Source organism: Streptomyces lincolnensis, assembly GCF_021173675.1.
GTDB classification, from domain to species: domain Bacteria; phylum Actinomycetota; class Actinomycetes; order Streptomycetales; family Streptomycetaceae; genus Streptomyces; species Streptomyces lincolnensis_B.
Genome location: NZ_JAIHON010000002.1, coordinates 111,018 through 124,494, shown reverse-complemented (window position 1 = coordinate 124,494; position 13,477 = coordinate 111,018). Strand labels below are relative to the sequence as shown.

The 13,477-nt window shown below is 70.6% G+C and carries 13 protein-coding genes; 4 read left to right on the top strand and 9 right to left on the bottom strand.

Features of this window, described 5'->3' with window-relative positions:
• Positions 1-381: 381 nt before the first annotated feature.
• The 5 genes from K4B79_RS04140 to K4B79_RS04120 form a co-directional block, all read right to left on the bottom strand.
• Positions 382-1,815, bottom strand: coding sequence for a glycoside hydrolase family 43 protein (locus K4B79_RS04140; protein WP_232024860.1), 1,434 nt, complete (start codon positions 1,813-1,815; stop codon positions 382-384).
• A gap of 58 nt (positions 1,816-1,873) precedes the next feature.
• Positions 1,874-3,520, bottom strand: a complete 1,647-nt coding sequence (locus K4B79_RS04135; protein WP_232024859.1) for a glycoside hydrolase family 27 protein — start codon at positions 3,518-3,520, stop codon at positions 1,874-1,876.
• An 87-nt stretch (positions 3,521-3,607) separates the two neighbouring features.
• Positions 3,608-3,757: a hypothetical protein gene (locus K4B79_RS04130; protein ID WP_232024858.1), complete on the bottom strand. Its 150-nt coding sequence runs from the start codon at positions 3,755-3,757 to the stop codon at positions 3,608-3,610.
• Between the two features lie 230 nt (positions 3,758-3,987).
• On the bottom strand, positions 3,988-4,863 hold the full coding sequence (locus tag K4B79_RS04125; protein ID WP_232024857.1) for a PaaX family transcriptional regulator C-terminal domain-containing protein: 876 nt from the start codon (positions 4,861-4,863) through the stop codon (positions 3,988-3,990).
• Positions 4,860-5,504, bottom strand: coding sequence for a GNAT family N-acetyltransferase (locus K4B79_RS04120; protein WP_232024856.1), 645 nt, complete (start codon positions 5,502-5,504; stop codon positions 4,860-4,862). The genes K4B79_RS04125 and K4B79_RS04120 overlap by 4 nt, the downstream gene beginning before the upstream one ends.
• 115 nt (positions 5,505-5,619) lie before the next feature.
• On the opposite strand from K4B79_RS04120, the gene K4B79_RS04115 reads away from it, so the two are divergent.
• Positions 5,620-6,684, top strand: a complete 1,065-nt coding sequence (locus tag K4B79_RS04115) for an alpha/beta hydrolase family protein (protein WP_232024855.1) — start codon at positions 5,620-5,622, stop codon at positions 6,682-6,684.
• A 481-nt stretch (positions 6,685-7,165) separates the two neighbouring features.
• Here K4B79_RS04115 and K4B79_RS04110 read toward each other — a convergent pair whose 3' ends face one another.
• Positions 7,166-8,002: a prephenate dehydratase gene (locus K4B79_RS04110; RefSeq protein ID WP_232024854.1), complete on the bottom strand. Its 837-nt coding sequence runs from the start codon at positions 8,000-8,002 to the stop codon at positions 7,166-7,168.
• 289 nt (positions 8,003-8,291) lie between these two features.
• Entirely contained in the window at positions 8,292-9,143 is an 852-nt protein-coding gene (locus K4B79_RS04105) for a class I SAM-dependent methyltransferase (protein ID WP_308280382.1), read from the bottom strand.
• A gap of 274 nt (positions 9,144-9,417) precedes the next feature.
• On the opposite strand from K4B79_RS04105, the gene K4B79_RS04100 reads away from it, so the two are divergent.
• The gene (locus tag K4B79_RS04100; protein ID WP_232024853.1) at positions 9,418-9,972 is read left to right on the top strand and encodes a hypothetical protein; all 555 of its coding nucleotides are present in this window, start codon (positions 9,418-9,420) and stop codon (positions 9,970-9,972) included.
• Between the two features lie 84 nt (positions 9,973-10,056).
• Here the strand turns inward: K4B79_RS04100 and K4B79_RS04095 are convergent, their stop codons facing one another.
• Complete coding sequence (locus K4B79_RS04095) at positions 10,057-10,479, bottom strand: MarR family winged helix-turn-helix transcriptional regulator (RefSeq protein WP_232024852.1); 423 nt, start codon at positions 10,477-10,479, stop codon at positions 10,057-10,059.
• A 176-nt stretch (positions 10,480-10,655) separates the two neighbouring features.
• Here K4B79_RS04095 and eno point away from each other — a divergent pair, with 176 nt between their 5' ends.
• Entirely contained in the window at positions 10,656-11,963 is a 1,308-nt protein-coding gene (eno, locus tag K4B79_RS04090) for a phosphopyruvate hydratase (RefSeq protein ID WP_232024851.1), read from the top strand.
• 120 nt (positions 11,964-12,083) lie between these two features.
• Here eno and K4B79_RS04085 read toward each other — a convergent pair whose 3' ends face one another.
• On the bottom strand, positions 12,084-12,455 hold the full coding sequence (locus K4B79_RS04085) for a winged helix-turn-helix transcriptional regulator (RefSeq protein WP_232024850.1): 372 nt from the start codon (positions 12,453-12,455) through the stop codon (positions 12,084-12,086).
• An 83-nt stretch (positions 12,456-12,538) separates the two neighbouring features.
• Between K4B79_RS04085 and K4B79_RS04080 the strand changes: the two genes are divergently transcribed.
• Positions 12,539-13,447, top strand: a complete 909-nt coding sequence (locus K4B79_RS04080) for an NAD(P)-dependent oxidoreductase (protein ID WP_232024849.1) — start codon at positions 12,539-12,541, stop codon at positions 13,445-13,447.
• Positions 13,448-13,477 lie beyond the last annotated feature (30 nt).

Here is a 13,477-nt window from a genome sequence, read left to right as displayed (position 1 = left end):
GCACAGCAGGCAGGCTCCACGGTCAGGGTTCCGGCCCGCGCCATGGACGCCGTCGCGGCGATGCAGCCCAGCCGGAACCTGGGCAACACCCTGGACGCGATTGCGGACGAGACGTCCTGGGGCCATCCCAAGGCCACCAGAGAGCTGTGCAAAGCCGTCCGGGCGGAGGGCTTCCACAGCGTCCGCATCCCGATGACCTGGAGCGAGACGGTTCTCCCGCGGGCTGCCCCGGCAGATCGAGATGGTCACCTACGACGAGCCGGTGCTGTTCGACGCCACGGGCAACCCCGACGGGCTCACGATCCCCACGCGGTACAACGGTGACCTGGTTGCCCGCCTCCCCGGGCAACCAGGATCGCGAGGACGTGCCTCTGCGCCGGACTACCCGGGTGGGGTGACGGTGGCCGCCGGGGTGAACTGCCACCAGTTCATGTTGAGCAGGTAGCCGCTGCCGCCGGTGAACCGCAGGTACAGGTCCTGGGTTCCCGTCGCGCCGCTGACCGGGCAGGTCACCGTCGTCCAGGTCTGCCAGCCGCCGGTGTTCGGCACAGCGCACCGGCCCGCGACCGTGCCGTTCGGACCGCCCAGGCGCAGTTCGACGGTGCCGCCGCCGGTGGCGGCCGAGGCCACGCGCGCGGTGAAGGAGGCCGCGCCGGACCCGAAGGCTGCGCCCTTCACCTTGATGTGGTCGCCGTTGTCGATCCAGCCGACGTTCATGCCGCCTTCGCTGGACGGTTCGGTCTCGATCCCGGAACCCCAGGCGATCGTCTCGGCCTCCTGGCGTACGTACGGATTGAGCGGGCCGGCCTGCGGGGCACCCGCGTTCGTCATGGTGATCGTCGGGATCGTGCCGTCGGCGTTGTAGGAGAACCTCTCCACCGCGACCGAGCGGGTGAAGCCGCCGCCGCCCGGCAACGCGCCGTTGTGGTAGAAGAAGTACGAGCTGCCCTTGAAGTCCACGATCCCGGGGTGGTTGGTGAAACTGCTGCCCTGGGTGGGCATGACCGTCCCGCGGTAGGTCCACGGCCCGGTCGGGCCGGGCGCCGTCGAGTAGGCGATGAACTCCGAGCAGCACTTGGCCGCGAACACCATGTAGTACAGGCCGTTCCGCTTGTACACCCACGGCCCCTCTTCGTACAGGGTGGGGCGGTTGGGGTCGCCGGTGCGGGTGCCGAACCCCGCGGTGGTGAGCGGGATCCGGGTGACGCCTCCCGAGTAGGAGGTCATGTCGGCGTTCAGCCTGACGTACGACAGGTTCGGGTTGCCCCAGTACAGATAGGCCTGGCCGTCGTCGTCGACGAAGACGGTCGGATCGATCTCACCGTTCTCCACCAGGGGGCGCCCGAGGGCGTCCCGGAAGGGACCGGTCGGGCTGTCGGACACCGCCACGCCGATGGCCATCCGGCCGGTGGCCCGGTTCTTCACCGGCACATACCAGTAGAACCGGCCGTTGCGCTGCACGGCCTGCCCCGCCCACGCGTCGGCGGACGCCCAGCTGAAGGTGTTCAGACCGAGCGGTGAGCCGTGGTCGGTCCAGTTGACCATGTCGGCGGAGGACCACACCCGCCAGTCCTTCATGGTGAAGTAGGTGGAACCGTCCTCGTCGTGCCCGGTGTAGAGGTAGACCCGTCCGTTGTGCACCAGCGGGGCCGGGTCGGCGGTGTAGATGTGCTGCACGATCGGGTTGTCGGCCCTGGCCGCCGTGGGCTGCACGGCGGCGGGAAGGACGGCGAACGCCAGCAGGAGGCCCACCATCCAGGCGACTGCCCGGGTGAGGCTGGTGCGGGTGGCCGGTAACGGCCGAATCGTCGTCATCGTGGCCTCCGGGGAATGCCGGCCGGTGGCTGAGCCGCCGGCCCGTGCGCTACGGGCCTCATGTGCGAGTCCACTTCTGGCCGGCCTGGCTGTTGCAGCTCCACAGGACCAGCGGGGTTCCGTTGGCGGTGCCGGCCCCGTTGGCGTCGAGGCACAGCCCGGCGTGGACGTTGCGGATCGATCCGTCGGAGCCGACGGTCCACTTCTGGTTGTTCTGGCCGTTGCAGGGCCAGGTGATGACCCGGGTGCCGTTGGTGGTGCCCTGGTTGTAGGCGTCGAGGCACTTGTCGCCGTAGACGCGGATCTCGCCGCCGGCCCACGTGGTCCACAGCTGGTTGGCGGCCGTGTGGCAGTCCCAGAGCAGGGCGGCGGCCCCGGCCGCGGTGGAGGCGTTGTCCACGTCCAGGCAGCGGCCGGAGGCGGTGCCGCGCAGCCGCGAGGTGGTGGCGGCCAGCGGGCTGCCACCGCTCACCCGGAACGCGGCCACGCCGTGCGCGGGGACGCTCGCCGAGATCTGCCCGGACGTGCTCGACGTGGATCCGGTCCACAGGTCCGTGAGGGTGAACGGCCCGCCGGACAGGCCGACTTGCGCGACCGTGGTGGTGATCGTCGCTGTACCGCCGCCCCGGTTGAACAGGCCCACCGCGACCGAGCCGTCGGACAGGGGCTTGGCGAACACCTCGGTGTTGCCGTCGTCGCGCACCCGGCGCCCGCCCGCGCCCAGCGAGTCCTGGTTCACCGCCAGCAGACGGGGGTTGCGCAGGATCGCGCTCACGTCGGCGGACATGGTGCGGATGTCGTTGCCGGCCATGAGCGGTGCGCTCAGCAGTGCCCACAGGGCGAAGTGCGAGCGGGACTCGGTCAGCGAGAGGCCGGGGCGGCCGACGACCAGCATGTCGGGGTCGTTCCAGTGTCCCGGACCCGACTGCGCCGCCAGGGGCGCGGTGATGTCCAGGACGTTGCCGACGCCCATCGGATAGCTGTTGGTGTTGCCGTTCTGCCAGATGTCGAGCAGGTCCTCGGTCGTCCGCCACAGGTCGGCGACCTCGCCCCAGTTGTACGTGGCGCCGGTGATCTCGTGGAAGCTGTTGGGGTTGATGCTGTAGACGATCGGCCGCCCGGTGGCGCGCAGGGCGTCGCGCATCAGCGTGAAGCGCGCGATCTGCTCGTCGCGGGTACCGCTGGAGGAGCACCAGTCGTACTTGAGGTAGTCGACGCCCCACGAGGCGAACGTGGCGGCGTCCTGGGCCTCGTGCCCCCTGCTGCCCGTCGACCCGGGATAGGCGCCGGTGGTCTGCGCGCAGGTGCGTTCGCCCGGTACCTGGTAGATGCCGAACTTCAGGCCCTTGCCGTGGATGTAGTCCCCGAGGGCCTTCATCCCGCTCGGGAACTTGGTCGGGTTGGACCGCAGGTTGCCCGCCGGATCGCGTTGCGGGTCGAACCAGCAGTCGTCGACCACCACGTACCGGTAGCCGGCCTCCCGCATGCCCGACGACACCATCGCGTCGGCGGCCTGACGGACCTGCGCCTCGGTGATCCCGCATCCGAAGCTGTTCCAGCTGTTCCAGCCCAGCGGTGGAGTGAGCGCCGGGCTGCCGGGCGCGGCCGAGGCGGTGGAGTGGACCGCGGCGGTGAAGGACGCGGTGGCCGTCAGCACGACGGCCGCGAGGAGGCGGAGCAGTCGTCTGCCTGATCGTCTGGGCACGTGGGCTCCTTTCGAGTCATGTCAGGTACATGACTATTCGATGGGCCGGGCTTGTCAACCCTCGGGTCGTCCCCTGAGGGGCAGGCGTCAGACGGGCTCTCCGTCGCGTCCGTTGGTGGCGAGGTGGACCCTGCCGCACACGCGCGGGTCACCGGTGATGACTGTGCCGAAGACGATGTGCCGGGAGTCGTACGGGTCGAGTCCGGCTCGGCCCGGGGAGGCGGCGTTCGGCGTCATTGCGTCAACCCTTCATGGCGCACCTGGACACCCGGCGGTAGGCCGTCGGCTGCCGTGTCGTGGACCGGAACTGGCTGAGCTTTCGCATCAGACATCCATTCACTGCGACAGGACTCACTGTCGAAGCGCATCGATATTGCTGCGAGGTTAAGTGAGCGCCCAGGCGTACACAAGGGCCACTCCCAAGATTGGTCCCATGTTTGAGACGTCGAAGCGCTTCGCGAGCGCGTTCAGCGCACGGCCCGGTCCGCCACTTCTCGGGTGATGTCGGCGTAACGGCGGAACAGGACCGGGCGGGTTTCGCCGCTCTCTCGTTCGCGCAGGGCCGCCCAGCACTGGGCGATGAGCTCCCGGGCCTGAGTGCCGGGCCAGGGCTGGGGCAGGAGCTCGGGCGGCAGCAAGGGGTCGGGCTCCATGGCGCGGGTGAGCTCGGCGGCCAGCTCGACCGCGACGGTGAGGAGCGCGGACGGGGAGAGTACGTCGGGGCCGGTGAGCCGCTCGAGGCGCGGCCGGGTGAGGCGGCCGAGGCGGTGGTACCGGTCGGCGATCTCCGGCAGGGGCCACAGGCCGCGAGCGAGTTCGGCGGGCTTCTGGACGCCGCCCCTGCGCAGATCCGTCGTGGTGAGGAGAGTGAGCGCGTCCTGGGCGCCGAGGCGGTGGGCCGCTTCTTCGACGTACGGTTCCCAGGCGTTGGCGCAGACGTACAGTCCGCCCTGGAGCGGGGCACCGCCGAGGTGGACGAGGGTCTCCCGCAAGGAGTCCCGGGCCGTGCGCGCCGATTCGGGCACCGCGAAGGCGGCCAGGTGCCAGACGCCGTCCCAGGGTGCGAGCCCGGCATCCTGCTGGAAGGCGTGCCGGAGGAAGTCCGCGTTGGGGGCGAGGGCCCGCACGGTGTCCGCGCTCGCGCGCAGCTCGGCCTTGCGGCCGCGGCCCTCATGGGTGAACCGGCCCTCGGCCACGAGCCGTTTGAGGCACAGTCGCACCTGCTGGTCGCTCATGCCCAGGGAGTTGGCGACCGTGTACAGCTCGTCCGCGCCGACGGTGCCGTCCTCGCGGACCAGTGCGTGGACGAGCATACGGGTGGGGATCTCGATGTGGTCGGTCATGATGTGCGCGTTCCTCCCGGCCCGTTGGCCTCGACGGGGCGGTGCATGGTGGTCACCGCTCCGAATCCCAGCAGCCCGCGCAGCCAGGGCGTGTGCTCGGTCCGTACAGCCTTGAAGCCGCGTCGCTCGTAGAGGGCTCTGGCGCGCGGGTTGACGTCGATCACGTCGAGTCTGATCTCCCGGCAGTCCCGCTCCGCCGCGACGGCGGCCACTTCCTCGATGAGCAGGCTCCCCACGCCTCGGCCGCGCAGGCGCGGGTCCACGGCGATGCCGTCCATGACGAGCTGCCCCGGTGCCGGTCGGCGTTCGAACAGGGCGAGGATCAGGAGCCGGTGCAGTCCCCGCAGGTGTCCGTACGCGCGCAGCACGGCGGAGGCCGATCCCCCGGTGAGGGCCCGGCCGTCGAGCTGGTAGCCGGCGAGTCCGACGAGCCGCCCGTCGAGGAGCGCGCACACCGCGCGATCGGTGTTCAGGTGGGCGGCGAGGAACGGCACCGCCTTGTCCGGCGGGTTCAGGGCGGGGCCGAGTTTGCGCCCGAAGGCGTCCCAGTACAACTCGGCCGCCCGCCGCTCGGCTCCGGCCGGAACGCCCCGCCGTAGCGTCACCGGTCCTGTGCCGGTGCCCGTCGCTTCCAGTCCCATGCCGGTCCCCCTCTTCGTGTTGCATCCTCCGTTCAAAACTATCATCTCATCGACGATCGTTTGCGCAGTGATAGTTTTGATGGATCGTCAACGCGATCAGAGGCGGTCAGATCTCATGTGTCCCAAGGTCCATCCCCGACGGCGCGGGCTCCGCGTCGCCGTGTGGTCCCTCGTCACGGTCCTGATCGTGGCCGCCGGTCTCGTCGGTGTGGTGCTGTGGCAGAACTCCGACGACATGGACGAGCAGCGGGTCTCGATCCGCCATGGCGGCCACTCCCTCAACGGCGTACTGGCCACTCCCAAGGACGGCCGTAAGCACCACGGCCTGATCGTCTACGTCCATGGCGACGGCCCTGTGAGCGCCACCCACGACGACGGGTACAAGCCCCTGTGGGAGGCGAACGCCAAGGCCGGGTACGCCTCCCTGTCCTGGGACAAGCCCGGCGTCGCGGGCGCGGCCGGAAACTGGCTCGACCAGTCCATGGACGACCGTGCCGACGAGGCGGCCGCCGCCATCGCCTGGGCGCGCGCCCGCCCGGACATCGACGCCGACCGGATCGGTCTCTGGGGCGCCAGCCAGGCCGGCTGGGTCCTGCCGAAGATCGCCGCCAAGACGCGCGTGAGCTTCGTCATCGCCGTCTCGCCCGCGATCAACTGGCTCCGGCAGGGCCGCTACCACCTCCTCGCCGAGCTGCGCGCCGACGGCGCGTCGGCGGCCCGCACGACGGCCGAGATCGCCGAGAGCGACTCCGTCCGACGGCTGTTGCACCAGCACGCGACCTTCGGGGAGTACATGAGGGCGATGGACGGCGACGCGGACGGCATGACCGCCGACCGCTGGAGCTTCATCGCCAAGAACTACACCGCGGACGCCACCCAGGACCTCCGCGCCCTGCGTGGCATACCGGTGCTGCTGATCCTGGCGGGCCACGACCTCAACGTGGACACCGCCGACACGGAGCGCGTCTACCGCGAGGTGCTGGACGCGGGCGGCGCGCTGACGGTCGAGCGTTACCCGGACGCGGCCCATTCACTGGTCAAGCGGTCCATCGAGCAGTCGGACCTCAGGACCACGCTCACCGCGCTCATCGCCCCCCGCTCGCTCTTCGCGGACGGGTTCCTGGGCGGCCAACAACAGTTCCTCCAGAGCCGCGGCCGGGGCGGCGCTGCCACGCCATGACGCGACCCCCGGGGTCGACATCGCGCGTGGTGTTGTTCCTCGGCACAGTGGTCGGGGGGCGGTGCCGGTGGCGACGGTGATCGAGTCCGGCAGGCCCGGCCGGCCGAAGCCCGGGGTGCGCGCTGGCCACGCGGGTGGCCACCGCGCCGGCCGGGAGCCGGAGCGGGCTGTGCCGAGTACAGCATCGCGATGTCGGCGTCCGGGGTGATCCCGGCGATGAGGTCTCCGGCCCGGTCGAACTCGGCGCCCAGGCGGGCGAGTTCGCCGTAGCCGCGCCCCGGCCGTAGGCGGCGCCGAACAGGACGTGTGCGGACAGATCGGTCGTGCGAAGTCCTCGGCAGACGTCAGGGGCAGGGCCGACGGACTCCCGGTACTGGCCCCCGGCGGCCGTGACGGGGAAGTGGTGGACGTCCTGGGCTCCCTGCGCGGCACCGACGGCCTGCGCCTGCGGGGCGAGTGCTCCCCGGTCAGCTCCTGCTGGTCAGCTCCTCGCGCGGTGCGGGTGTGCGGGGTAGACGCCCAGGATGCGCACCTCGGAGGAGAAGAAGCGCAGTTCGTCCAGGGCGAGGGCGACGCGCTCGTCGTCGGGGTGGCCCTCGATCTCGACGTAGAAGCGGCTGGGGCTGAGGCCCGCGCCCATCTGGTAGCTCTCGATCTTGGTGAGGTTCACACCGCTGCCGGCGAACCCGCCGAGCGCCTTGTACAGGGCGCTGGGGATGTTGCGCACGCAGAAGAACAGACTCGTCATCGTCGGCGCCCCGGTGTGCGGGGCCTGCGCGGCGTCCCGGGACAGGACGACGAAGCGGGTGGTGTTGTCCGGGTCGTCCTCGACCTCGGGGCGCAGCACCTCAAGGCCGTACAGGTCGGCCGCGGCGGGCGGGGCGAGGGCCGCGTGCCGCGGGTCGCCCAGCTCGGCCACCTCACGGGCGGCGCCGGCGGTGTCGTCGCTGACGAGGGTGCGCCAGCCGCCCTCCCGCAGCACCTTGCGGCACTGCCCCAGGGCGTGCACATGACTGCGGACGCACTCCACCTGGTCCAGAGTCGCGCCGGGCACGCCCATCAGGTCGAAGCGGATGGCGAGGAAGTGCTCGGCGACGATGAACAGGCCCGTCTCCGGCAGCAGATGGTGCACGTCCGCGACGCGTCCGGCCGCGGAGTTGTCCACCGGGATCACGGCGACGTCGGCGGTGCCCAGCGTCACCGCGTCCAGGGCCTGTTCGAAGCCGGTGCACGGCAGTTCACGGCCCTCGGGGAAGAGAGCACGCACGGCGGTCGCCGAGTTGGATCCGGGCTCACCCTGATATGCGGCGGTCGTCACCGTGTTCAGCCTTCCTCAAGGATGTCCTGTCGCGGGGCGACAGAAGCTCCGTCGCATACCGCGCCTGCTGAAGTATCGGTGAACCGGCCTCGATCAGGCTCACCAGGGGGTGCGGACCGCCGCCCCAGTCTGCCGTCAGCGTGTGTTCGTACGCCGCGGCGACCACATGGTGGACGGCCATCCCGGCCCGGACAGCATGTGCGGCGAGCCGCTCCTCGACGGCGGCGGGCAGGCCCTGCCGGACGGAGGGGCGATCACCCAGGGAACCCGGAGACGGCGCCTCTACCGGCTACCGGCGGACCGCCGAGACCAGTCCGCCGGGCCGCTCCTGGCGCTGCGGCGGGGTGCTGATCGGGCGGCCGTAGGCGGCAGCGCGCTCGCGCAGGGTGTGGCTGTCGGCCTCCCAGCCGTGCCCGGCCAGCCAGCCCGCCGGGTCGTCGGGCATCTCCGAGACCCACAGGGACGCCGCCGAACCCCGCGCGGCGTCCGCGCCGAACCGCTCGATCACGCCGCGCGAGCCCAAGGTCAGCCCCAGCCGACTGCCTGCCGCCGACTGTGCGCTGATCCGGGCCAGCAGTAGATCCACCGCTTCCTCGGACAGATAGATCAGTAGTCCTTCCGCGATCCACGCGGTCGGCACGATCGGGTCGTGCCCGACGGCGGCCAGCGCGCCTGGCCAGTCCTCATGCAGATCCACCGCTACGGTGATCCGCTCGCAGCGTGCGACGGCCCGCTCCTGGCGCAGCACCGAAGCCTTGAACTCCAGTGGCGCGGCGGTGTCGACCTCGAACAGCCGGGTGCCCTCGGGCCAGTCCATCCGGAAGGCCCGGCTGTCCATGCCGGCGCCGAGCAGCACGACCTGACGGACCCCGGACGCAGCGGCCTGCTCCAACAGGTCGTCGAGGAACCTCGTCCGGATGACGATGGAGAACGACACGGCCAGCCGGCGGCGTCGCGCGCCCTCGTCGTCGGGCAGCGGCGCCGAGGAGGGCCACAGGCCACCGGCGGCGGCGAAGGCCCGTGCCAGTGGGTCCCGGAACAGCGCGTTCTCCCGCTGGGTCTCCAGCGCCCGCACCCTGGCCACCCCCACCGCCGTGGCCCACACTCCCGACGGCTGCACCCGCTCCTGCTCATCAGTCACCGCGCCAGCCCAGGTGATCGATTCCAAGCGGCCTGACGAGGGGAACCCGTCACACGTATTCGGCGCGGACCCTGCCCCGGCATACGTGTGTGTAAAGGTATGGCCTGACGGGATGCCGGGTTGCCATGACCCGCGTTCAACCACACACTTGCCGGGCAGCACACCCGGAGAGAAACTCGCGCAAGCACCGACCACCCGCGTTGACACGTGCCCGCACGGCACCTCGGCGTGGGTCCCCTGCGCAACGGCATTCATATCGAGGAAGTGAACGATTGTGACCAGCCAATCAGCCGCCACGCTCCGAGCGCGGTACGCCGCACAAGCCGCGGCAGACCTGGAGGAGAACCGTCGGCGACAGCAGGAGCTGGCGGAGAGGATCACGGTGTTGAAGCAGGAGGAGGCTCTCCTGGCAGACATCCTCAGCCTCGCCGAGCGGTACGAGAACTTCGCGGACGCCTCCCGTCTGCCCGAGCAGTCGCAGGACGAGCCCGTCGTCGCGGAGGCGGAGCAGGCCCCGGCCAAAGCCGCTGCGCGCCGCACGGCAGCGGTCAGGAGCGCTGCGTCCGGCAAGACCGCGAAGGCCCGCGCCAAGGGAAAGTCGCGTCAGCCTCTGCTCGGGGACCTGCTGGCGGACCTGCTCAGCCAGTACGACGAGCCGCGTCTGGCCAGTGAGCTGCGGGACGAACTGCTCGAGAAACATCCGGATCGCAACCCCACACCTCAGGTGGTGCGGAACACCCTCGAATCCCTGGTCGCCAAGGGACGTATCAGGCGCCACAAGCACGAGCGTTCCGTCATGTACACCTTGGTGAAGCCGGACTCCGACTGACACCTTCGCTCGTTCCTGCGATGTCCGACGACGCCCCACGCGAACCGGAGCGTCGCGACGAGGCACATACCCCGCGCCGCGGCACTACCGTGTCGCGAGCCGCTCCAGCAGGACGGCGCTCCGTGCCAGCAGCTCCCGCTCCTCCTCCGTGAGTTCCGCCTCGATGGCCTGGGCGAGCCAGCCGGCCCTGCGGCCGCGCTCCGCTTCGAGCGCCGCGCGGCCCGCGTCCGACAGCTCGACCAGCGACTTGCGGCCGTCCGTGGGATGCGCCCGGCGTGTGATCAGGTGCTGTTCCATGAGCAGCCCGACCGACCGGGCCATGGACTGGGGGCGTACGCGCTGATCGGCCGCGAGGTCGCTGGTGGTCATGGCGCCGTTGCGGTCGAGTGCGCCGAGCACGGCGACCTGACCCAGCGGGATCTGGTCCTCGTGTTTGACGCGCCGGGTGAGCTTTCCCATCGCGGTACGCAGTTCGGCGGCGATGGCGGCGGCTTCCGGGGTGGGCATAGGGCACTTTATCTCGCTGGTCAGCAATGCCGCACACCCGGACTGTACAGCAATACTGCACAGCCATACTGCGCAGCATAACTGAACAGCATTGCTGTATTGTTTGGCGTTGTCGGGCTCAGCGCCAGCGTTGTCGCAGCCGGGGCCACGGCACACGACCACGGGAAGGGACTCCCATGTCCGCACAGACAGCCGGAACCGTCGCCGCAACCATCGAGACCGTCACCGCGCGCCGGATCATCGACAGCCGGGGCAACCCCACGGTCGAGGTCGACGTCGTCCTGGCGGACGGTTCCCTGGGGCGCGCGGCGGTCCCCTCCGGCGCCTCCACCGGCGCCCGGGAGGCCGTGGAGCTGCGCGACGGAGACTCCGCGCGCTGGCACGGCAAGGGCGTGGACCGCGCGGTGGCCCATGTCAACGGGGAGATCGCGGCGTCCGTGCGCGGCCGGGACGCGGCGGACCAGGCGGGTCTCGACGCCGCGCTCGTCGCCCTCGACGGCACCGCCACGAAGTCCCGGCTCGGCGCCAACGCGATCCTCGGCGTCTCCCTCGCCGCCGCCAAGGCCGCCGCGGCGGCGCACCGCCAACCCCTCTACCGCTACCTCGGCGGCGCCGACGCTCATCTCCTGCCGCTGCCGATGATGAACATCGTCAACGGCGGTGCCCACGCCGACAATCCGCTGGACTTCCAGGAGTTCATGATCGCGCCCGTGGGCGCCGACACCTTCGCCGAAGCCGTCCGCATGGGCAGCGAGGTCTTCCACACCCTGCGCCGCGATCTGCTGGCCGCCGGGCACTCCACGGGCGTCGGCGACGAGGGCGGCTTCGCGCCCGCGCTGCGTACCGCCGAGGAGGCCCTCGACTTCGTGATGGCCGCCGTCGAGCGCACCGGATACCGGCCCGGCACGGACATCGGCCTGGTCATGGACCCGGCCTCCTCGGAGTTCTTCCGCGACGGGGTGTACGACTACGCGGGCGAGGGTGTGCGCCGCACCCCCTCCGAGCACGCCGACTACCTGGCCAAGCTCATCGACGCCTACCCGATCCTCTCCATGGAGGACCCGATGGCGGAGGACGACCTGGACGGCTGGCGCGAGCTGACCGCCCGCGTCGGCGACCGCTGTCAGCTCACCGGCGACGACGTGTTCTGCACCAACGAGACACTGCTGCGCGAGGGCATCCGCACCGGCGTCGGCAACTCGGTCCTGGTCAAGGTCAACCAGATCGGGACCCTGACCGAGGCGCTGTCCGCGGTGGCCACGGCCCACGAGGCGGGCTGGACGGCTGTCATGTCGCACCGCTCGGGCGAGACGGAGGACACCACCATCGCGGATCTGGCGGTGGCCACCGGCTGCGGCCAGATCAAGACCGGCTCGCTCTCCCGCTCCGACCGCACCGCGAAGTACAACCAACTCATCCGCATCGAAGAGGAGTTGGGCGACGCGGCGCGCTTCGCGGGCCGCTCCGCGCTGCGTCGGGGGTGAACACCGGGCAGAGTCGGAGAGACCACGTGGGCCCTGGGAGCGACGGGGGCCCACCCGCCGTCGTCCCTCGCCATCCCTCGGGCGGGGCGCGCGCACGCGGGGCCGGCGGCCGGGGAATGCCTAGCCGTGTGAGGTCTCGGCCACGTCGACCTTCTCGGCGCCTTCGCGGAGTATCCGGTCGCTTCCCCAGACGCCGAGCGGTTCGAGCGCCTTGTTGAGCGTGTGCCCGTGCTCGGTCAGGGAATACTCCACCCGTGGCGGCACCTCGGCGTAGACCTCCCGGTGCACCAGTCCGTCCGCCTCCATCTCACGCAGGTGCTGGGTCAGCATCTTCTCGCTGACTCCGGGCAGACCGCGGCGGAGTTCGGCGAAGCGGCGCACACCATGGGCGTCGAGCTCCCAGAGGATCAGTCCCTTCCACTTGCCGCTCACCACGTCGAGCGCGGCGTCGATGCCGCAGATGTAAGGCCCGCATCTCGGCGCCTTGGCCATCACTCATCCCCTTACTAATTGGTAAGTACCGAAGAAAATAGTGGGTACTTCCAAGAGTAGTGGCGCTCTCCGAGCATGGAGACGTGAACGAACAACAGCACAACCCCACCAGGCAGAACAGCACTGTCACCGTGATCGGGCTCGGCCCCATGGGCCAGGCGATGACCCGCACCCTCCTCGCCGCCGGCCACCCGGTCACCGTCTGGAACCGCACCGCCGCCCGGGCCGACGGCGTCGTCGCCGACGGAGCGACGCTCGCGGCGACACCCGGTGAGGCGATCGAAGCGAGTGACCTCGTGATCCTCAGCCTCACCGACTACCAGGCGATGTACGACATCCTCGACAGCGCCGCGCCGTCGCTCGCCGGCCGGACGCTGGTCAACCTGAGTTCCGACACCCCCGACCGCACACGCGAGGCGGCCTCCTGGGCGGCGGGCCACGGCTCCGCCTTCCTCAGCGGTGGGGTCATGGTCCCGGCGCCGATGGTCGGTACGGAGGCGGCATATGTCTATTACAGCGGCCCCGGTGAGTTGATGGAGAAGCACCGGGCGGTGCTGGCACTGATCGGCACACCCAAGTATCTGGGGGAGGACCAGGGTCTCGCCCAGCTGATGTACCAAGCCCAACTCGCGGTGTTCCTCACCACCTTGTCGGGCCTGATGCAGGCCACCGCGATGCTGGGCAGCGCCGGAATGAAGGCCAGGGAGGTGCTGCCGGAGTTGCTCTCCACCTCCGACTCGATCGGCGAGATGTTGCGGGCCGGTGAGGAGAACGTCGGTGCCGCACTCGACGCCGGAGAGCATCCCGGCGATCTCAGCACGGTCACCATGATGGGGGCGACGTCCGACCACATCGTCGAGACCAGCGCGTCGCTCGGACTCGATCTCGCCCTCCCTCGCGCCGTGCAGACCCACTATCAGCGCGCGATCGAGGACGGACACGGCGGCGACAACTGGACCCGCATCATCGACAGCATCCGAGCACCACGCTGACGGCGGACCGGGGCCCGGCACCTCGCCGGC

Bases quoted from the DNA above. Each gene is read 5' to 3' on its own strand.
- K4B79_RS04140 (WP_232024860.1), bottom strand. From the start codon at position 1,815: ATGACGACGATTCGGCCGTTACCGGCCACCCGCACCAGCCTCACCCGG.
- K4B79_RS04130 (WP_232024858.1), bottom strand. From the start codon at position 3,757: ATGACGCCGAACGCCGCCTCCCCGGGCCGAGCCGGACTCGACCCGTAC.
- K4B79_RS04125 (WP_232024857.1), bottom strand. From the start codon at position 4,863: ATGACCGACCACATCGAGATCCCCACCCGTATGCTCGTCCACGCACTG.
- K4B79_RS04120 (WP_232024856.1), bottom strand. From the start codon at position 5,504: ATGGGACTGGAAGCGACGGGCACCGGCACAGGACCGGTGACGCTACGG.
- K4B79_RS04115 (WP_232024855.1), top strand. From the start codon at position 5,620: ATGTGTCCCAAGGTCCATCCCCGACGGCGCGGGCTCCGCGTCGCCGTG.
- K4B79_RS04095 (WP_232024852.1), bottom strand. From the start codon at position 10,479: ATGCCCACCCCGGAAGCCGCCGCCATCGCCGCCGAACTGCGTACCGCG.
- eno (WP_232024851.1), top strand. From the start codon at position 10,656: ATGTCCGCACAGACAGCCGGAACCGTCGCCGCAACCATCGAGACCGTC.
- K4B79_RS04085 (WP_232024850.1), bottom strand. From the start codon at position 12,455: ATGGCCAAGGCGCCGAGATGCGGGCCTTACATCTGCGGCATCGACGCC.